Origin of the sequence: Acetobacter senegalensis, assembly GCF_001580995.1 — a bacterium.
Taxonomy (GTDB): Bacteria; Pseudomonadota; Alphaproteobacteria; order Acetobacterales; family Acetobacteraceae; genus Acetobacter; species Acetobacter senegalensis.
The window spans coordinates 42255-61913 of record NZ_LHZU01000147.1; the positions used below are offsets into that span (position 1 = coordinate 42255).

Sequence of the window (19659 nt, forward strand, 5' to 3'; positions counted from 1 at the left end):
TTCGTTTTCCGACGTCGGTTCATTTACCTTTTATTTGCGCGCATAGCTGTAAGAGCCGGCGAGACTAACGCCAGCGGATAACCACGCAAGGAACGGTTTCATTAACCATGCGTGAGGCGTTGTTGAGTATCTAATGAGGAGGTTACACTCCGTTTTCTCTAAAAAGGGCAGGGGACGTAAAAATTTCTACCTTCCCTGAAACACAGGAGAGCGTTTCTCGCGAAAAGCCTGAACGCCCTCTTGCAGGTCATCTGTGTAACCAACGCAAATACCAGCCAGTGCTTCAGCAGCGCGGCCTCCTTCTTCGCCTTCTGCCGTGTTAATCAGCATTTTCACGGCTTCGATTGCAACGGGAGCTCTCTCAGAGACCTTTATTGCGAGCTCACGCGCACGTTTCAATCCGCTCTCCTGTGGAACAATTTCGTCAACTACGCCGGCCGCGAGAGCAGTGGGTGCATCCATCATCTCACCAAAAAGAGCCATCCGCTTCACATTTGCAGCGCCAAAGCGACGAACAGCTCGCTGAGTACCTGACCAACCGGGGATCACACCCAACCCGGGTTCGGGCAAACCTATGCGTGCATGGCTTTCCATGAGGCGGAAATCAGCCGCCGCCGCAAGTTCCAGGCCTCCGCCAAAGGCATGTCCGTTCAATACGGCAATAAGAGGTTGGCGCAAGCGGGCAAGTGCATCAAAAGCCATATGGCCCCGCCGCAACCAGTGCCGCCCGAAATCCAGGGGCGAAAGTGCGCTCCAGACCATGATGTCGCCCCCAGAGCAAAAGACCTTGCCTCCAGATCCACTGAGTACAACGACCCGGATTTGAGATGTCGTTTCAATAAGGGCACATGCTGCCAATAAAGCGTCGATGTCATCATTATCAAGCGCGTTATGTTTTTCCGGCCGATCGATCACAAGAAAGGCAATATGCTTGTCAAACGTTACACGAATATGAGCTTGAGAGAACATGATGTAAGTCGCCTTTTGCCTGCAATGTATCAGGAAGTTTTCTTGAACCTCTCTCGTGAAGAGGCCTCTGAGTTGCTTGTTTCTTTGGAGTTATGTGACAAGAGTTCTTACTATTAAAGAAACCTGCATCAGTGATCCCGCTCTTTCAGGTTTGCAGCTGGAAGAACGGAATGCTCATGAGCTGAAAAAGTGAGGCTATTTTTGCTGTATTCTCAATAGGACATCAAATTGTTACCCTGCGCATTGTCGGTCTTACGCCTGTTTTGGGGGACGCATTACTTTTTTCACTTTTAAATTCCGTCTGCGCGACTGGTGGTTTGGGTATCAGAAACTGCATGATGCACCAGGCCGTAAGGTAAGCGCTCCCGCATACGGTGAATAGAATGTAATAGCCGGTTGTAATACTGTTCAGGTGACGATAGTGGTCCAGCAAGATGCCAATTCCCAGCGGAAAAAGCATGCCTCCAATTGATCCGGCCATTCCTCCTATTCCTTGAACAGATGCAATCATTTCCTTAGGAAAGTGATCAGCTGGAAGAGAATAAATGTTGGCAGACCATCCTTGATGTGCGGCGGCTGCCAGGCTCAGTAACACGATCATCAGCCACATTGCGTCAACTTTGGCAGAGAAGGCCAATGGCACAACAAGAAGGGCCATGATGAGCATTGTCGTGCGGCGCGCATTGGCAACATTCCATCCATGCTTAACCATAAAAGAAGAAAGCCAACCACCACCAACACTGCCGACAGAGGTAGAACAATAAACAACCATCAGTGGCAGTCCAAGGTGCTGAAGGTTAAGATGGTAACGGTCAGAAAAATATGAGGGAAGCCAAAAGAGAATGAAAAACCAGATGGGGTCTGTCATGAACTTTCCAACAGCAAAAGCCCATGTTGCTCGCATTTTGAGCAGATCAATCCAGCGCCCTTTGAACTCAGGCAGTTCCGTGTTGCTGGCATTCTGCCGTATATAGTGCAGTTCTTCCGCAGACAGACGCGGGCTCGTTTCAGGAACCTGATACGTGTAAAGCCATACGGCAAGCCAGACAAAACCCGACAGGCCAGTAATGATAAATGTCGCCTTCCACCCATAGGTCACAGCTAACCACGGTACCGTCGCCGGGGCCATGATGGCGCCAATGCTTGTTCCAGCCGTGACAATACCAACAGCCAGTGTTCGTTCATGTGCAGGAAACCATTCAGAAACAGCCTTTAAAGCGGAAGGAAAGTTTCCTGATTCACCAAAACCGAGTAAACCACGCACGAACCCGAAACTGGCTGTACCACTTACAAAAGCATGGCCGATGGAAGCAAGGCTCCAAACCATCATGCATAATGCGTAGCCGAGACGCGTTCCTACCCTGTCAATCAACTTGCCGAATGAAATAAAACCAACAGCGTAGCAAGCCTGAAAAATAATGACCAAATAGCTGTAATCTTTTTCAGACCAGTTGAAGGTGCTTTCCAAAAGAGGTTTGAGAAGGCTGAGAACCTGCCTGTCAACATAGTTGATTGTTGTTGCAGCAAAAAGAAGGCTGCAAATAAGCCATCGATATTTTCCAACCATAACGTCCTCCGATTTTTCTTGTTTTGTAGAGAGGCAACAATAGGTAAAAATATGTATGACAAATTTCATACGGAATTATACAAAAAAGGAAAACGTAAAATTCGATATTTATAAAAATTATTCCTCATTCTTTATTTTTAGAAATATGAAGGTGATTTAGAACTGAGCCAAAAGACGGAATCCAGCAAGGAGTGCATTGGGGTAAACTCTGTTTGCGTCGGGGTGAATAATATATTGAAGATCAGGAAAAAATTTCACTCCAGGACTAACGAATGCGGTGTAAGTCAGTTCCAGAACCTGAAAACTGCTTTGCGGTTTTGAAACTCCTCCCAACAATGGTAATCCCATATCAGACTGCATTTCCTGCATTCTTGTAATTTTGCGATTAACAACCTGTCGTGTCCAGAAAAACGAAATTGCGTCTGTAATACGGGCAGGAAACATGCCTTGAGAAATAATGCCAAGTGTATATTGGCTTTGGTTGGGCAGAGAGGCCCCCATATTCCAACCTGCCAAACCATACAGGATAATGCCTTGGTTTGCCGCCTTCCCGTAACGGAAAACCATTTGGTCCGCCCCTACGTACCAGGCACCACGCTGTCTTTCTGTTTTTCCCGGTAGTTGGGAGATCGGCTTAGGTCGGCCATCAACGGAGGTAAAAGGATCGGGATGGTTGGATGTATCTACATATCCCCCTAGCTTGTAATGGCCTGTCATTTTGTCTTTGCCAAATTCCGGCTGCCACCCAATTTCCATAGGGATAACAAACCCATCCTGTGCAAATGAAAAATTGAATCCGGCTCTGCCTCCTTCCGTGGGGGAGACTTCATAAAGTCCGGCCTGGGCATAAAGATGTGCGCCTGGATTAACCCGTGCCATGATACCCCACTGAGAGAAATGCCAGGAGCGCCATTTTGTAACGTTGGACAGACCAGAGGGGTGAGCACATGTGATCATGTTTAACGCGTAACATCCAAGATAGGATGTACCGAACTTCATGTTCGCAGGCATCCTGCCAAAATCGATAACCAGCTTTTTATTGAAAAGAGATTGCTCAAAATACATATAAACAAGCTTGTAAAGCACGTTTCCGCCTGCACCATAATCTTCCTGTGGCTGGATAAGGCTGGTGACGCCCATATAATCAGTCGCAACATTTCGGCCTGCACGCTGTATTCCCAGCATATGGAATGAGAGGCCTTTGACGCCGATCATTTTTTCAAAGTCCAGATCGGTCCCCATGACAACCTGATGAGAATACGCAAAACCACGCTTTCTTCCTCCCGCCACATCTCCCAAACTTTCGTTGAGGTATGTCAGTGTAAAAGCAAAGCCATGGCTTTCCAGCTTTGTGCGCAAACCCCCTAACGTTCCAAAAATACGGTCATCCTTCGGAACTATCCGTATTTCAGGCCATGCGGAGCCTAACGCGCTGGCAGCCATCCCTGTGCGTTGCCGTTGTTGCGATGAGGCGGCAGCATTATCTTTTTCCATAAACAGAACGATACTTCCGTTATCCCAAAATCCGTTGTGGTGGTGTTCTGTTGTTTCTTTATGATTTTGCTCTTGCCTTTTGCTGACGTTCTTCTCTCGCTGAGTAGAAACAGTTGCCGGTCGAGGGGTAAAAAGTACATCTGCGGCGAACGAATGAGCAAAAGGAATCAATAGAACAATAATAGCCAAAAATATAATTGCTATCGATTTTGGATTTTTCATTGAGGTAACCCGTTCCAAAATTCGGAACCGAACGTTTAATATTGCATATCAAACGTAAATGCATGCGTGACGGTATCGTATCGGTCACATATTATAGGGTATTGTAGAAACGAGTCTTAAAGTAAAAAATACGAGAAGAAATCAGACAGTGAATGCACAATATTTCGTGCGATGTTGTTTGACTTGTCATTTGGTCATCTTTCTTTTTGTTATAGACCAAAAAATTATTTCTCAGCGAGTTCCCAAGATTATTCTTGGATTCCCGATGAGCACGCCAGAGATGCAGAAAGCGTCCGTAATGTGGAATTCCATACTTTACGTTCGCTTCGAGTCTATGTAACTAAATAGTTTGTTATGAAAAAAGTCAATGGGAGTTATTTTGAGGAGAGGGGAGGAGGCGTGGATGAAGGGTTTTCTCTCCACTCAAGATAGCTGCGATACCGGGATTGTGCGGTCAGATCTGTTTAGGGAGAGTTGCCTGTAACGTTATTGTGGAGGCGCCTTGTTGTGATCTTTCGATCCACATATGCGGCTGAAGGACTGATGGTTGGATTGCAGGTGCGTAAATGGCGCAATCAAACTGATGTCCTGTCGCGTGATGTCTTCGGCTATCCAGAACATGCAAAGGCTAAATTCTTTTTCGACCATATGCTGCATTGCTGTGCCTGAAAAGGGAGAGGTTTCAGCTTCTCAGTGTGTCAGCTATCCATAATTTTAGTGCCGGGCCAGTTCTGAGAGGCGACCATGTTTTTCGCGAGATCTATGAGAATTTCGCGTACGGCTAGACCAGCTTCCGTTTCTGGAATGCTTTCCGGTACACAGAGGGACACATCCTCCTGAATCACGGGACTGCATAGTTCATACACACGGGATTTGCCTGGAACGATAATTTTGCTGGCGACAGACCAGGGTAGAATTGTACAGCCAACGCCTGCGGCAACAGCATCCTGAAGCGTCAGCAGTGCTTCAACTTCAGCAACAATGTTTGGCGTAATCTGTTTGCGTGCAAAAGCCATGTTAATGCGCTTGCGGACAAAGTTGTAGTCTGGGGGAAGGAGCAAGGGAACTTCCGTCAGATCAGAGAGCCTGACAGGAGAAGAGAGGCTCTCTGTAAAAGAAGAGTTTTCCGGAGCAACCAGAAAGAAATCTTCTTTCATGAGAGGAGTGAAATGTACCCCCTTAATAGGTCCAGCCCCATGAATGACCGCCATATCCAAACGGCCTGTCATGACCATTTCGCTATAAATATCGTCAAAACTTTCAGTCAGGTGGAGCGTGATGCCCGGCAATTTCTCACGCACTTCCTTGAGGAGTGCCAGAGACAGCGTGGAACCTGAAGAGTAAGGCGAAAGCCCGACCGAAACCTTGCCCACCAACGGCCCCGCACCGTTACTGATCTCAGTCATGGCGCGGTCAAGCTGTTTGATGATGGTTTGTGAGTGGCGATACAATTCGAGACCAGCGGCCGTTGGGGTGACACCCATTTTGCTGCGGATCAGCAGTTTCTGTTTGAACGCGGTTTCTAGCGATGCCAACTGCTGGCTGAGAGCTGGCTGTGCAATATTCAGAATATCGGCAGCACGAGAAATACTTCCAATATCAATAATTTTTACGAACGCTTGCAACCGACGAATATCCATTTTGCCCTCTCCATGCGCCGTATTTGGTTGGATTTTAATGGAATTTCTGTAAATGGTCAATAAATGCGAAAAATTTCTCGTTGAATATATATTCATATATCTGTAAATTTTAATCGGTTATTTCTTCTATATAAAGAAAATTAACCTCAAAATATAAAATAATATTTGTTTTGAAGATTGTTTTCTCCGAGTTTTGATGGCTAGTTTGCGAAGATATACGTGCCATTTCTTGTCATAGAATTCTTGTATGGGGGTAGATGCTTTTCAATGCTATCTCCTGCATGGGCCTTAGGCATAAATTCATTTCATATTGATAATTTTTTGCCTTCTAGGGTGCGCATGCATCAAAGAAGTTTCGGAGTGAATGTGTGATGCCTGGTTTAGCGGATCGACTTAACGGAATTTCCATATCAGCTTCTGCTGCAATGACGGATAAAGCTACGGCGTTGAAGGCCGAAGGTATTCAGGTTATCAGTCTTTCCTCGGGTGAGCCGGATTTTCCGACGCCTCCGCATGTGGTGGAAGCTGCTGTGACGGCAGCACGGGCGGGTGATACAAAATATCCGCCTCAGGCTGGTAAACCGGCGCTTAAAAAGGCAGTCCGTAATAAATTTCTGCGCGAAAATAATCTGGATTATGCGCAGGATGAAATCCTGATTGCCAATGGCGGAAAGCAAATCATTTTTGATGCCATCATGGCGACCTGCAATCCGGGCGATGAGGTTGTGCTGCCTACCCCGTACTGGATCAGCTACGCGGATCAGGCGCGTTTGGCCGGGGCCAGTGTTGTTCAGGTTCCTTGCAAAGTTGAAAACGGCTTCAGGCTTGCGGCGGATGATCTGGAAGCAGCCATTACAGAGCGGACAAAATGGGTCATTCTGAATTTCCCGAACAATCCATCAGGCACATGCTGTCCGCGTGAGGATATGGAAGCAATAGCCGCTGTCCTGCTCAAATATCCCAACGTCTGGGTCATGACAGACGATATTTATGAACATCTGGTGTATGACGGGTTTGAGTTTTGTACGATCGCGCAGGTGGAGCCCCGTCTGAAAGAACGTGTTCTTACAGTTAATGGCGTGTCTAAAGCTTACGCCATGACAGGCTGGCGCGTTGGGTATTGTGGTGGTTCCAAAAAGCTGATCGCCGCCATGAACAACATGCAGGGACAGTCAACCAGCGGTATCAACACTCTGGCGCAGGCGGCTGCCGTTGCTGCCCTGGAAGGCCCGCAGGATTTCCTGAAAGATCGCGCGCGGGAATATCAAACCCGTCGGGACCTGGTGGTCGGTCTGCTGAACGCCATTCCGGGAATTCAGTGCCATAAGCCTCAAGGCGCGTTTTATGTCTATGCGGATATAAGTGCATGCATGAATAAGGTTTCTGCTGCTGGAAAAACCATTGCAACAGATACAGATTTCGTCATGGGTCTTTTGGAGGAACAGCAGGTGGCAACGGTGCAGGGCACAGCCTACGGTATGAGCCCGTTTTTTCGCGTGTCCTATGCGACCGATGTCGAGACACTCCGTGAAGGATGTGACCGGATTGCAAAGTTTGTCGCAGGTTTGAAATAAGCAAAAAAGATATCAGGCACATCCAAAGGGACGTGCCGGACAGAGAAAACCCCGCTTTGAGACGAGGCGGGGTTTTCTTTTAACGGATTTCCAGACAGAAGTTTTCTGTCATCAAAGAGGATGAAGGGTCAGAATGGTTTGTCCATAGCTGATCAGATCGCCTTCCTCAGCCATGAACTGTACCACGGTTCCATTTTGTGGCGCTGTAATAGGGACAGTCAGTTCTCCGATTTGCAGCATGGAGACCACCTCTCCCGCACAGACAGAACTGCCTGACGGTGCAAATTCTTCCTTTGTAAGCGGATTTTTTCGTAACAAATTCCCAAAATACGGGGCTGTAACAGAAATGTCCGTAGAGGTAGAGACAGCAGCCTCAGGCTGCCCGTGTGTGGGGAACGTGTGGCTTGTCGCGTCGGGAGTAGGGGGGGCGCTCTCTCCCACAGTGATGCGAAGGCGTACTCCCTGCACATTGGACAGTTCAAGGCTGCTGAGACCAGCTTCGCTCAGCCATTGGCTGATCTGGATCACTTCTTCTGAATTCGGAAGGCTGTCAAAAGCCGGAATTGATAATGGCGTGTTCATCAGGAGTGTTCCCTTTTTTCCAGCCAGTGTTCCAGATGGTGGATGTCAACGCCACCTTTCTCAAAAGCAGGGTCGCACAAAAGCGCCTGATGGAGCGGGATATTGGTCGAGATTGCCTCAACCTGCATTTCAGCAAGAGCAACTTTCAGCCGCTGGATGGCTTCGCTCCGTGTGGCGCCTCGTGCAATGACTTTGGCAATGAGCGAGTCATAATATGGCTGCACAACGCTTCCGGCCACAATATGCGTGTCCAGACGAATACCAGCCCCGCCGGGAACATCCCAACGGCTCACACAGCCTGGAGATGGTGCGAATGAGAAAGGATCTTCTGCATTGATCCGGCATTCAATGGCATGGCCCACGGTATGAATGGCACTTTGCTCGATGGCCAGATGTTTGGCTTGTGCAATCTCAATCTGTGCACACACAATATCAATGCCGGTTGTTTCTTCCGTAATCGGGTGTTCAACCTGCAAGCGCGTGTTCATTTCAATGAAGGCAAAAATACCCTCTTCATACAGAAACTCAAACGTGCCTGCGCCGCGGTAGCCAATATTGCGGCACGCCTGCACGCAACTGGCGCCAATTTCTGCAATCAGTTCGGGTGAAATTCCCGGCGGTGGTGCTTCTTCCAGCACTTTTTGGTGCCTGCGCTGCAAAGAGCAGTCACGGGCTCCCAGCCACAGCGCGTTACCATGCGTATCGCACAGAACCTGTATTTCGATGTGTCTGGGCTTCTGCATGAAGCGTTCCAGATACAGGGTCGGGTTCCCAAAGGCCTGTTGGGCTTCCTTGCGGGTGAGGGTGACCGCCTTGATCAGATCATCAGCGGACCACACAACCCGCATGCCGCGACCGCCGCCGCCGCCAGAGGCTTTGACAATAACCGGAAAGCCAACTGCATTTGCCAACGCCAGAATGGCCTGCTCACTCTCCGGCAAAGGGCCGTCTGAGCCGGGCACGCAGGGCACCCCTGATGCCTGCATGGTCTGTTTGGCGGTAATCTTGTCGCCCATCAGGCGGATGGAAGCTGGCGTTGGGCCTATGAAGATAATCCCGGCATCTTCAACTGCTTCCGCAAAATCGGCATTTTCGGACAGAAAGCCATAGCCGGGATGGATGGCAGACGCGCCTGTTACTTTTGCCGCCAGAATAATGGCATCAGCATCCAAATAGCTGCGAGCGGCAGACGCCGGGCCAATACACAATGCGATGTCAGCTTCCAGAACATGGCGGCTCTGGGCATCCGCTTCCGAATAGACAGCGACAGTTTCCAGCCCAAGTTGGCGGCAGGCCCGTTGAATACGCAGGGCGATTTCGCCACGATTGGCAATCAGAACGCGCCCGAAGCGCTGCGGGTCGCTCATGATAGACGCATCAGAGGCTGATCAGCCTCAACTTCACTGCCATCGGTTACCAAAATGGCTTCTATACGGCCAGTAACCTCGGATTTGACCGGGGTGAAAACTTTCATGGCTTCTATCAGACCTATCTGCTGTCCGACGCTCAGAGTGTCTCCCACGCTGACAAAAGGTGGTGCATCAGGGGAGGGAGACAAATGGAGGGTACCATACATTGGGGCAGTTACAACGCGCGTGGCCTCAGGGGGCGCTTCAGGCTGCGTTGCTGATGTGGAAGCCCCCGTTTCGACAGACGGAGATCCTGCCAGAGCTGACTGTGGAGAAGAAAGCGGAGAAGCAGGACTGGCCGGGGCCGAAGCCTGTTCTGAGCGCGTGATTTTAAGAGTTTGACCGCCTTCTTCAATCTCAAGCTCACGGAGCGGAGCACGGCCAAACAGGTCTATCAGCGCTTTGAGAGCTTGAGTATCCATGGTTATCAGGACTTAGCTGTTTTCTTCGCAAAGTTCAGGCCACCAACAACCTGCATGGTGGGCAGAACTTCCATGAAGCTGACATTCATGCGCTGCGGCGCAGAAATGGCGAAAGCAATGGAGTTTGCCAGGTCTTCAGGAAGCAGAGAGTCATATTCATCAAAGAAGCGACGCTGAGCCTCTTCCATGTTGCCAATCAGGCGGCCAAAAACCTCAGTCTGAACACGGGCGGGAGAAACTTCAGTGACCCGGATATTCTTGCCGAACAGGTCACACCGTAGCTGCTGGGAGAGAGAATGCACGCCGGCCTTAGTGGCGTGATAGACCGTGTTGCCACCGGCAAAAGCATAATGACCGGCAATGGAGGTAATGTTGACAATGTGCCCGCGGTCCCGCGCAATCATCCCCGGCAGGGCCAGACGTGTCAGTTGCAGAACGGCACGCAGGTTGATGTCCACCAGGCCGTCAATGTCTTCCTCTGTCGTGTTGGTGATGTTCCCGGTGCGAGACTGACCGGCGTTATTGATGAGAATATCAATCTCATGGTTCTTGAAAATCGCCCCCATGGCATCAAGGTCCGCGACACTGGCAGCCTGCACAATACAGCCGGTTTCTTCAGCCAGCTTGGTCAGGCGTTCTTTGTCCCGGGCAACGGCATGCACTTCCAGCCCCAGTTCCCGCAGGCGGCGGACAGTTGCGGCTCCAATGCCGGATGATGCGCCGGTAACAAGTGCTGTGCTGTAGGGCTGTATTGTCATGATATAAAATATCCTGATGTATGTGGGCCGCTCTGCCCTATGTAAAAGGCCAGAATTTAACAAGTCATTCCACCTTAGAGACGGAATTTTGTGTTGACCAAGATCAGTTCAGTCTTGCGTCATAAGATTATCCAATGTTTCCGGCCCGGTGCTGGTCATAAGATTATTGTATGTCACCACAGCAAGATAATGTTGGCGAGCATTCGCTCTCTCACCGTATCGTTACGGACGCAATATGTAACACCGTACGGAATGTTTTTGGTGGCAGCCTTCTTAGATCTTTGCCTGGACGCTCATGACTGAAACCATCCCCGCTCTCAGGGCAGAGCAGTCTGCTGGTTCAGCAGCGGTTCCTACCATCAGTATGATCGGAACACGGGCCATGCTGTTTGAAGCGCCCGGAGAGTTCACGCTTGGTTGCCAGCGGCGTATCTGGGCCCTAATGGACGCCTGCGCCGATCGGCCGGATATTGCTGAAGTCATGCCGGGTGTCACCAACCTGATGCTGATTTTTTCTACGCCACCGGAAAATCCCGAGGATATGGCGGCTTGGCTGCGTAAGGCATGGAATGCCTTGCCAGAGAAACACATCAAAGGACGGCTGTTTGAAGTGGGGGTTCGGTATGGCGGTGAACTGGGATCTGACCTGCAGCGTGTTGCAGAACATTGTGGTATGTCTCCGCATGAAGTTATCGCGCTTCATCAGGCTCCCCTTTATACAGTGTGCGCACTCGGAAGCGTGCCGGGCTTTGGGTATCTGCACGGGCTAGACCCCCGTTTGGAAACACCGCGCAAATCTGTGCCTTCTCTGAAAATGCTGGCGGGAACGGTTACAATTGGTGGCCCGCAGGCTGGAATATCCGCATTGACGGGCCCGAATGGCTGGAATTCCATCGGCTTTACGGATTTGGTGATGTTTGATCCGGAACGTGATCCGCCAGCGTTGTTTGACGTAGGTGACCAGATCCGTTTTTACGCCGAAAGTATTGAGTTGTGATTACAGTTCTTGAAACCGGCGTGCTGAATAGCGTGCAGGACGCTGGTCGGTTTGGGTATCGCCATTTGGGCGTAAGCACATCTGGCGTGATGGACCCTGTGGCACTGCGATGCGGTAATGCCCTTCTTGGGAATGTAGCGGATGCTGCCTGCATTGAAGTGCAGACATTTCCTTTCAAAGTTCGCTTCGACAAAGATGTCAGTCTGGTTGTGACGGGCGGCCAAGGCGTTTTAACGCTGGGGGGCAGAAAAATTCTGCCTTGGACTGTTGTCACTGCGCGCATGGGAGATGTTCTAACGCTTGAGCGGCCTGTCATAGGCGCGCGGATGTATCTGTGCGTCTGCGGGGGTATTAATGTTCCAGTCGTCCTCGGTTCTCGGAGTACGCAATTGCGTGGTGGCTTTGGGGGGTATCTGGGGCGTCCGCTAGAGGTTGACGATGAGATTGTCGGAACCGGTGGATGCTTGCCAGATGGTTTCGGCGCTATTCCGCCGTCGGAGGGGCTGGTTGGCGCATGCGCTGAAGGAAAAGAAAAAACAGTGACATTGCGCGCTATTCCCGCAACAGACTACGCCTTGTTTACGGAAGAAGCACAAGCCCGTTTCTGGTCTACATCCTGGCAGATTACAGCGCAAAGCAACCGGCTGGGCTACCGGCTTAAAGGGGGGGCTTTGATGCTGAAACACCCCATAGAGTTGCGATCTTACGGGGTTATTCCCGGCCTTATTCAGGTGCCTCCGGCAGGAGAGCCTATTGTGCAAATGGCGGATGCAAACACCGCGGGCGGCTATCCTCGGATTGCGACTGTGATCGAAGCTGATTTGTGGCGTCTTGCTCAGGCGCGTATCGGTAGTTTCGTGCGGTTACAGCGGTGTGACCACGCCGCGGGCCTTGAGGCCATGGCAGATGTAGAAAAGTATCTGAAGAGTATTCAGGAAAATTCTGCGCTCTACAGAAAATCATTCATTCGGAGGGATGCCGGCCAGACCGGTAAAAAATCATGAAGATTGATTTGAATGCCGATATTGGCGAGGGCTTTGGTCGTTGGACGATAGCGGATGATGCCGCTCTGATGAATGTGATTTCGTCGGCAAATATCGCCTGTGGCTTCCACGCGGGTGATCATCTGATTATGGACCGTGTGGTTCGGGCTGCAAAAGAGCGTGGCGTTGCTATTGGGGCGCATCCTGGTTTGCCAGACCGGATGGGGTTTGGGCGTAGAACCATGGTTGTCAGCGCGGAAGAAATGGAAGCCATGTTGGCGTACCAGATTGGGGCTCTCAGGGGCATCGCGGCCCGCCATGGGTTAAGGGTAGGCCATGTCAGTTATCATGCCGCATTTGGGACTATGGCGAATGCCGATCAGGAGTTGGCTGATCGTCTTGCGCGCGTGATTGCGCAGATTGATCCTTCTCTCGTAATGCTGGCAATGGAGGGGCAGCCTATTGATCTTGCCGCCAGAAAGGCCGGTTTGCGTGTGCGGTCCCTGTTTCTGGCAGACAGAGCTTATCAGGTAAATGGCGCGCTGGTGCCTCGGGGGCTGGAAGGTGCCGTTATCCATGATCTGGATAAAGTGAAAGAGCGTGTAAAAACCTTCCTTGAAACAGGAAAAGTGATAACTATTGAAGGCAAGGATCTGGCTATCAGATCCCGCTCGATCCTTGTGCACAGCGACACACCAGGTTCCGACAAGCTGGCCCAGGCCATCGCATCCCAGATAGACGCAATGGGCGGAGAAGTCTCGGCGTGTGCTGAAGGATAACAGGTCTTGAAAAGAAAAGGGCAGAAGAGGCGTGCTCTGTTTCTGTCCGGAGCAGAACGGTAATGGCTATGCAACATAACCTCGCGCGCGGGGCGTATCTGCTTGCATTGGCCACATTGTTTACGGCACTTCTCAACGCATTGCAGAAAATTACGGGTTCAACATTATCTGTTGTTGAAATCGTTTTTTTCAGGAATCTGTTTTCTTTGCCGTTTGTGGTTGTTATCGCGTTACGCGGTGGCCTTGTGCTGAAGACGCACCATTTCAGCGGCCATGTCATCCGCTCTGTTGTGGGGCTGATCAGTATGATCATGACGGTTATTGCCGTAACACATCTTCCTTTGGCAGAGCAGCAGGTTTTATCTTACACGCAACCACTGTTTCTTATTCTTCTGTCTATTCCGCTGATGCATGAGCGTCCGTCCATTCAGCGTTGGGTGGCCGTAGTCATCGGTTTTGTCGGCGTTGTTGTGGTTGCGAGCGGGAAGGGGCTTTTGGGAGATGGTCACGGAACCGTTCCAGCATGGGCTTACGCTGTCGCTCTTGGTCAAGGGGCAGTAGGGGCTTTGACAACCATGCAGATCCGTCAGCTTTCGGCTACGGAAAAAAGCACGACTATTGCAATGTGGCAGGCCATTTTGATGACTGCGGCGACGGCCGCAGCGCTTCCGTTCGTGTGGAATATGCCCACACGCGCGGATTTATTATGTCTTGTTGCTGTTGGGGCTTTTGCCGGAATAGCACAGGTTCTGCAGACAGAAGCATTTGCCTCGGCTCAGGTTTCAGCCATTGGTCCCTTTGCCTATTGTGGTCTGGTCTGGGCTGCCTTGATCGGCTGGTTGGGATTTGGCGAAATTCCAGGCGTCACCATGTTTGTGGGTGGTCTTCTGATTATCGGCTCTGGCCTGTGGATGTTGCGGCATGAAAGGCCGTCCCGACAAAAAGTGGTTTTAGAATCAGAATCTTCCTCCGGAGCACAATAAAAAGCCTTTCCATACATGCGCACAGGTGTGTTGTATTCATAATGTTCCGTTATCGTAAAAATATTGATGATCTGTGTGATGCAAGGCTGCCTTTTAAGGCCGAGAGTTTAAAGGTGAAAAAGCGATGAACAAGAACGCAGGCTCATCAAGATATGTCTTTTTTGGCATGATTTTTCTGATGTACGTCATCAGTTATGGGGATCGTGCAGCCCTTTCCATATCACTACCTGATCTTGGCCGCGAATTTTCACTTTCTTCTGTCCAGATGGGGTGGGTTTCCTCCAGTTTTCTCTGGTCTTATTTTGTCCTGAATCTTCCCTCAACCATTCTTCTGGATAGTGTTGGCGCTCGTCTGGTGGGAACGCTGGCTGTTTCCGTATGGTCCTGCGCCATGATCCTTGGAGGCATGACACGGAATGTGACGCAGTTTATCTTAACACGCATGCTTCTGGGCGTAGGGGAAGCGCCAACTTTTGGGGTGGGCGCGACGATTGTTCGCAACTGGGCAAGACCACAGGAACGCGGTACCGTTATGACAGTCCTGCTGACTGGCATGCAGATAGGCCTTGCTGGCGGTACAATTGCAGGAGCCTACCTGATTGCAAAAGTTGGCTGGCGATTTGAGTTCATGGCGCTCGGTGTTGTGGGGCTGATTTGGGCGCTTGCATGGTGGCTACTTTATAGAAATCCGAATAAATCTGATGCTTCAACGCGGGTTCGCTCCATTCGCGTGTCAGAAGTGCTGTCTTTGTTTCGGTCTTCGACATTTTGTGGGATTCTCGTTGTCCAGTGTACACAGAATTTTCTGAACTTTCTGCTTATGTCCTGGGTTCCTTTCTATCTCATTCATGAATTGCACTTGAATGTTCTTGGGTCTGGCAGTGGTACAGCTGGGTGTTACGTTCTGGGGGCTGTTGGGGCGGTTATTCTGGGGCGTATAGCTGAGCATATTGTGTTCCGAAACAACCCGGATGCGAGCCGCCGCCGATTTATTGTGGCCTTTTGTATTATCGGCAGTGCCATGATCGGGTTTCTTCCATTCTTTCATGATGAAACACCCATTCTGGCAGTCCTTTCCCTTTCTCTCTGCTGTCTGATTGCGGCAAACGGTGCCAATACAGCCATGTTGGCAGATATGTTGCAGGACGGTCATAAAATTGGATCTGTTACAGGCGTAACATTGACATTCAGTAATGCACTCGGTCTTACGGCACCTATTCTGACAGGATATATCGTGTCCTGGACGGGAAACTTTAATATGGCTTGGTACCTGTGCGCAGTGGCGCTGATTGTTGCTGGTCTGATTTCTTTGATGACGGTAAGGAAGCCGATTGTTATGACTTAGTTCGAGGAAAATTAATAAGTTGGTGTTTTTTCATAATATATTTTGCGTATAGACCAATGTCAAAAAACTCATTATTTTTTCTAAATTTATCATGACTTTCTTTTTAGAAACACATGTAAAAAATAAATCTCCATGAGATTAAGGTTAATCTTATGGAGAGTTTTCATATGTATAAATTGAAATTTATAGTCAAAATCCCGCTCTGACAGGGGGCAAAAGGCGAGATATCAATATTCAATATGACGCCAAAACATAACGGAAACGTATCATATGAAACCAGATAAGGTTTCTTAATCCGACCGGTTTTCAGGGTGATGCGATGGCCAAAATATCAAAACTTGAACTATCACTCGTGGCGAGTGTAGCGTTCGGTGCTCTTCTCCCGGCAGGAAGCGGTTTTGCAGAAAGTGTAACTTCCCAGAAGGTGAAGGCGCAGAAGGTCATTGTAAAAAAGACAAAAAATACCAAGGCCGCACCTGTAAAAACGTCACCCGCACATGTCCGCAGCAAATTGAGCGCCTTGCGGGGAGGGGAGGAGTCCATTGACGTGGGTGGCCATTCGGGAAGTTCCGTATTTTCACCGACGACGCCAAAACATAGCACAACGCAGGTTACGGTCGTCACTGGTGCTGAGCTTCTGAAAACCGGTCAGACAAATGTGCTTTCTGCTCTTGCGCAGGCTAACCCTGCCATTACAACCGCGGCTCTTCCCGGTGGCGGTGCAAGCTCATTTGTGCAGACCATGCAGCTCCGTGGGCAGTCTCCGGATGATACCCTGATCCTCGTTAATGGCCACCGTCGTCATATTGGTGCGAATTTTAACTCGAACTCTGGCACCAACTGGGGAAGTGAACCGGCTGATATTTCCCTTATCCCGGTAACTGCGATTGACCATATTGAAGTAGTAACAGAGGGCGCATCCGCGCTATATGGGCAGGACGCCATTGCAGGCGCTGTGAATATTGTGCTGAAGCATGATACTCATGGTGGTACAATCAATTTTAAAAATAGCGGTTATTACGCCGGGGATGGCCAGGCTCTGGATGGTTCTGCCAATTACGGTATGGCTCTGGGTCGTAATGGTGGTTATCTTGATCTGGCTGCACAGGTTTCCCATCAGCTTCCCACAACGCGGGGTGGCGATTTTTATGGGACGCTTTTTGATGATTCCAGAAACGAGACGGCTAATCGCAATGTTCAGCGTGGTCTAGGTATTCCTAAATCCACACTGGAGACCATCAGCGAAAATATGTCGGTGCCGATGGCACGTGACTTCAATTTCTACAGTACATCGACTTTTTCTCATCGCCGTGCAAATGTGCCGGAAACCTATCGGGCCAATACCAGTTCTGACCAATGGATCAACCCCGAGCTCTACCCAGATGGTAATCAGCCTTATATTGCCATGGATCAGCTTGATTTTGAGACAGACAATGGCATCAAGGCGCGTAAATTTGGCTTTGCATGGGATGCCTATATTACTTACGCTCGAGATAAACAGGATTACAGAACAACAAACTCTGAAAACGTTTCTATCCCAGGCAGTACCCAGACATCGTTTTATGATGGTGCATCTATTGCAACTCAATTGACAGCAGGTTTGCGCGGGTCCCGTACGTTCCGGCCGGACTGGGCGCCTCGTCCAATCAATCTGCGGTTTGGAGGCGAATATCGCCACGATACTTTTCAGATGCTTGAAGGTGAGACAGCCTCCTGGAGCGGTATGGGTGCGACGGACCATCCGGGTAATGTGCCCATGGCAGCAACCTACCAGAACCGTGATGTTTACGAGGGGAATGTCAATCTTGATTTCTATGTAACCAAAAAATGGGAATGGACTCTAGGTGGCCGTGTTGGGAGCTATAACAACATTGCTACTGTCGAAACGGGGTCTGTTGGAACACGCTATAACTTTAACAAACGTTGGGCTATCCGTGCCAATGTGAATACCGGGTATCGTCCGCCAACGTTGGGCGCGCTGTCCTATTTCTATTCCGCCCCGTATCCCGGTTATACGGTTGATCAGATTCCGGCGAGCAGCGCCATTGCCAAGTATCTTGGTGCCGGGAGCATGAAAGGGGAATATTCACGCAGCTATTCCATTGGGTTTGATGCAACCCCGGTTGATGATTTTCATGTTACGGGCAATCTGTATTACATTGCCATCAACGGCAGAATGGGCAGCACAAAAACCTATTCGGTTAGCCAGAATGATTCCGAACTTTTGGAGTTGCTGAAAAACGCAAATCTGGAAAGCGCAACATCACTGTCCTATTATGCTAATCTGTATAACACGCAGACATTTGGCGGGGATTTTAGCGCGGACTATACGTTGCATACGGCAAAACTCGGGCAGTTTCGTTTTGCTATGGGCATCAATTTTTCGGATAATGAGATCCGGTCTGCAAAATCTGATCTGGTAAATGAGTATACCAAGATGATGGTTCTGCATTCTGCTCCCAAAAACCGTGAACAGATCAGTGTGAACTGGACACGCGGCAAATGGTCGGCTTCTGTGCAGGAACTACGCTATGGCTCTATTGTCTATATGGCAGCTCCAACCGGCGCAGGCAGCGTGCCTTTCCAGCAGAACCCAGGTTTTATTACCAATCTTGAAGTTGATTATAAAATTCTGCCGCGTTGGACGGTGGGTGTAGGCGCTAATAATGTGGGGAATAAACACCCAACGCGTGTTCCCAGCTCTATTGCCAACACACAGCAGGGCTTGGCTAAATATGCCTCCTATTCTCCTTATGGGTTTAGTGGTGGAATGTATTACGTAAAAACGTCATTAGATTTCTAAAGGTTGTAAATTCCAGATCTGGAATCTAACGAATTTAAAAATGATAATGTTAGCTGCTGTAGATCGGTTGTCCAACTCATGGGAACTGATTTGCGGCGGCTTTTTTGTGATCATCAACGTGGGAACAGTGTCCTGATGTCTTGCATGCATGCTGTCATACCGAAAACTGATATGAGATTGCGGACGGACGGGATAGTTTAGAGCACCGTGTGATGAGGTTGATGCGTATCCTGAGTTCAGGAGCTAATTAGCGCATTCTTGTGCTGAGAAGCATTTGAGAAGTGAGCCAATACGTTTGCACGTTGCCACGATGGATCGTTCAGCGATCCTCCATAGCTGGGTCTCGAGTTTGGCAAAGACCTGTTCGATTGGATTGCGATCGGGACTGTAGGGCGGCGGCAGAAAAATTAGCCAGACACCAACGGCGCGAATGGCTTTGCGAGCGGCTCCGTGCTTGTGGCTGCCGAGATTGTAGAGCACGACGATCTCGCCAGCTTTGAGCCTTAGATTCAGAGACTGTTCGATATGGGCATGGACTGCGCTCGTTGATAGCACCGTTGAGCCCGCACTGTGCGGTAATCCGGTCATGATGCAAAGCGGCAAGAAGGGGCGGTGTCTTCCAGCGACCGTGTGAGGCCTTAGCTCCCAGCCTGTCCGCGCTTCAGCAGCGACCATGCGAATGCGTCATGTTGGTCTTGGCCCATGTTTCGTCGATGAAGACCAGATGGTGGGATCTATAGCAGCCCGCCGTTGCTTCCAGAATTTCGCTTACATGCGGGCTCAGGTCGATCTGGCTAATAGGACATTACGCTTTTTTGAAGCTCGTCCCTTTGGATTGAAAAATGGGTGACAGTATTCCGGCGTTCCGCCGGAATGCCACGCTCGTCGCGCAGTTGGGCGGACAATGCAGCATCATGTTCGGAAACAATGATGGCCAGCAGCTAGGCTCTTTCAGCTCTGGTTCGGCAAGAATGATGTCCGGCCGTGTCGGCGCAACACTGATCGTCCACGTGTTTTGCGCCCTGAACCCATTTGATCGACGAGATTTCGCTCATGCCAGAGCGGCGTGCCTCGATAACTTATGCCGTCATTTTGCACCGCGTTAGTCACGCGGTCTCGTAAATCTTGCGGG

18 protein-coding genes are annotated in these 19659 nt (G+C 50.0%); 9 read left to right on the forward strand and 9 right to left on the reverse strand.

The window, feature by feature from the left end; translation table 11 throughout:
- Positions 1-186 precede the first annotated feature (186 nt).
- The 3 genes from AD948_RS15965 to AD948_RS15975 form a co-directional block, all read right to left on the reverse strand.
- A complete protein-coding gene (locus tag AD948_RS15965) occupies positions 187-969 on the reverse strand; it encodes an enoyl-CoA hydratase/isomerase family protein (protein ID WP_061472660.1) in 783 nt (260 codons plus the stop codon).
- 223 nt (positions 970-1192) lie between these two features.
- Positions 1193-2605 carry an MFS transporter gene (locus tag AD948_RS15970; RefSeq protein ID WP_248846069.1) on the reverse strand — a complete coding sequence of 471 codons (1413 nt, stop codon included), beginning with the start codon at positions 2603-2605 and terminating at the stop codon, positions 1193-1195.
- An 87-nt stretch (positions 2606-2692) separates the two neighbouring features.
- Entirely contained in the window at positions 2693-4252 is a 1560-nt protein-coding gene (locus AD948_RS15975) for a carbohydrate porin (RefSeq protein WP_082782486.1), read from the reverse strand.
- A gap of 543 nt (positions 4253-4795) precedes the next feature.
- On the opposite strand from AD948_RS15975, the gene AD948_RS18890 reads away from it, so the two are divergent.
- Positions 4796-4921, forward strand: coding sequence for a hypothetical protein (locus AD948_RS18890; RefSeq protein WP_276325362.1), 126 nt, complete (start codon positions 4796-4798; stop codon positions 4919-4921).
- A gap of 29 nt (positions 4922-4950) precedes the next feature.
- On the opposite strand, the gene nac is transcribed toward AD948_RS18890, so the two are convergent.
- Entirely contained in the window at positions 4951-5892 is a 942-nt protein-coding gene (gene nac, locus AD948_RS15980; RefSeq protein WP_006557290.1) for a nitrogen assimilation transcriptional regulator NAC, read from the reverse strand.
- Between the two features lie 371 nt (positions 5893-6263).
- On the opposite strand from nac, the gene AD948_RS15985 reads away from it, so the two are divergent.
- Positions 6264-7466 (forward strand): pyridoxal phosphate-dependent aminotransferase, encoded by a 1203-nt coding sequence (locus AD948_RS15985; protein WP_061472663.1) that lies wholly within the window; start codon positions 6264-6266, stop codon positions 7464-7466.
- Positions 7467-7577: 111 nt separating this feature from the next.
- Here the strand turns inward: AD948_RS15985 and AD948_RS15990 are convergent, their stop codons facing one another.
- From AD948_RS15990 to AD948_RS16005, 4 genes are read right to left on the reverse strand one after another with little or no spacing between them, the layout of a single operon-like run.
- On the reverse strand, positions 7578-8048 hold the full coding sequence (locus tag AD948_RS15990) for an acetyl-CoA carboxylase biotin carboxyl carrier protein (protein ID WP_006557292.1): 471 nt from the start codon (positions 8046-8048) through the stop codon (positions 7578-7580).
- Entirely contained in the window at positions 8048-9415 is a 1368-nt protein-coding gene (gene accC, locus AD948_RS15995; protein ID WP_061472664.1) for an acetyl-CoA carboxylase biotin carboxylase subunit, read from the reverse strand. The genes AD948_RS15990 and accC overlap by 1 nt, the downstream gene beginning before the upstream one ends.
- Positions 9412-9879 (reverse strand): acetyl-CoA carboxylase biotin carboxyl carrier protein, encoded by a 468-nt coding sequence (locus tag AD948_RS16000; protein WP_061472665.1) that lies wholly within the window; start codon positions 9877-9879, stop codon positions 9412-9414. The genes accC and AD948_RS16000 overlap by 4 nt, the downstream gene beginning before the upstream one ends.
- Positions 9880-9884: 5 nt before the next feature.
- Positions 9885-10637, reverse strand: a complete 753-nt coding sequence (locus tag AD948_RS16005; protein ID WP_006557295.1) for an SDR family oxidoreductase — start codon at positions 10635-10637, stop codon at positions 9885-9887.
- 295 nt (positions 10638-10932) lie between these two features.
- Between AD948_RS16005 and pxpB the strand changes: the two genes are divergently transcribed.
- The 6 genes from pxpB (at position 10933) to AD948_RS16035 (ending at position 18527) form a co-directional block, all read left to right on the forward strand.
- Positions 10933-11634 carry a 5-oxoprolinase subunit PxpB gene (pxpB, locus tag AD948_RS16010; protein ID WP_061472666.1) on the forward strand — a complete coding sequence of 234 codons (702 nt, stop codon included), beginning with the start codon at positions 10933-10935 and terminating at the stop codon, positions 11632-11634.
- Entirely contained in the window at positions 11631-12638 is a 1008-nt protein-coding gene (locus tag AD948_RS16015) for a 5-oxoprolinase subunit C family protein (protein ID WP_061472667.1), read from the forward strand. The genes pxpB and AD948_RS16015 overlap by 4 nt, the downstream gene beginning before the upstream one ends.
- Positions 12635-13396: a LamB/YcsF family protein gene (locus AD948_RS16020; protein ID WP_061472668.1), complete on the forward strand. Its 762-nt coding sequence runs from the start codon at positions 12635-12637 to the stop codon at positions 13394-13396. The genes AD948_RS16015 and AD948_RS16020 overlap by 4 nt, the downstream gene beginning before the upstream one ends.
- Positions 13397-13458: 62 nt before the next feature.
- Positions 13459-14379 carry a DMT family transporter gene (locus AD948_RS16025; protein ID WP_408736074.1) on the forward strand — a complete coding sequence of 307 codons (921 nt, stop codon included), beginning with the start codon at positions 13459-13461 and terminating at the stop codon, positions 14377-14379.
- 124 nt (positions 14380-14503) lie between these two features.
- On the forward strand, positions 14504-15724 hold the full coding sequence (locus tag AD948_RS16030; RefSeq protein WP_061472669.1) for an MFS transporter: 1221 nt from the start codon (positions 14504-14506) through the stop codon (positions 15722-15724).
- Positions 15725-16043: 319 nt separating this feature from the next.
- Entirely contained in the window at positions 16044-18527 is a 2484-nt protein-coding gene (locus tag AD948_RS16035; protein ID WP_061472670.1) for a TonB-dependent receptor plug domain-containing protein, read from the forward strand.
- Positions 18528-18770: 243 nt separating this feature from the next.
- Here AD948_RS16035 and AD948_RS19015 read toward each other — a convergent pair whose 3' ends face one another.
- Positions 18771-19202, reverse strand: a complete 432-nt coding sequence (locus AD948_RS19015; RefSeq protein ID WP_082782487.1) for a transposase — start codon at positions 19200-19202, stop codon at positions 18771-18773.
- Between the two features lie 167 nt (positions 19203-19369).
- Here AD948_RS19015 and AD948_RS18250 point away from each other — a divergent pair, with 167 nt between their 5' ends.
- Positions 19370-19633 carry a hypothetical protein gene (locus AD948_RS18250; protein WP_156479072.1) on the forward strand — a complete coding sequence of 88 codons (264 nt, stop codon included), beginning with the start codon at positions 19370-19372 and terminating at the stop codon, positions 19631-19633.
- Positions 19634-19659 lie beyond the last annotated feature (26 nt).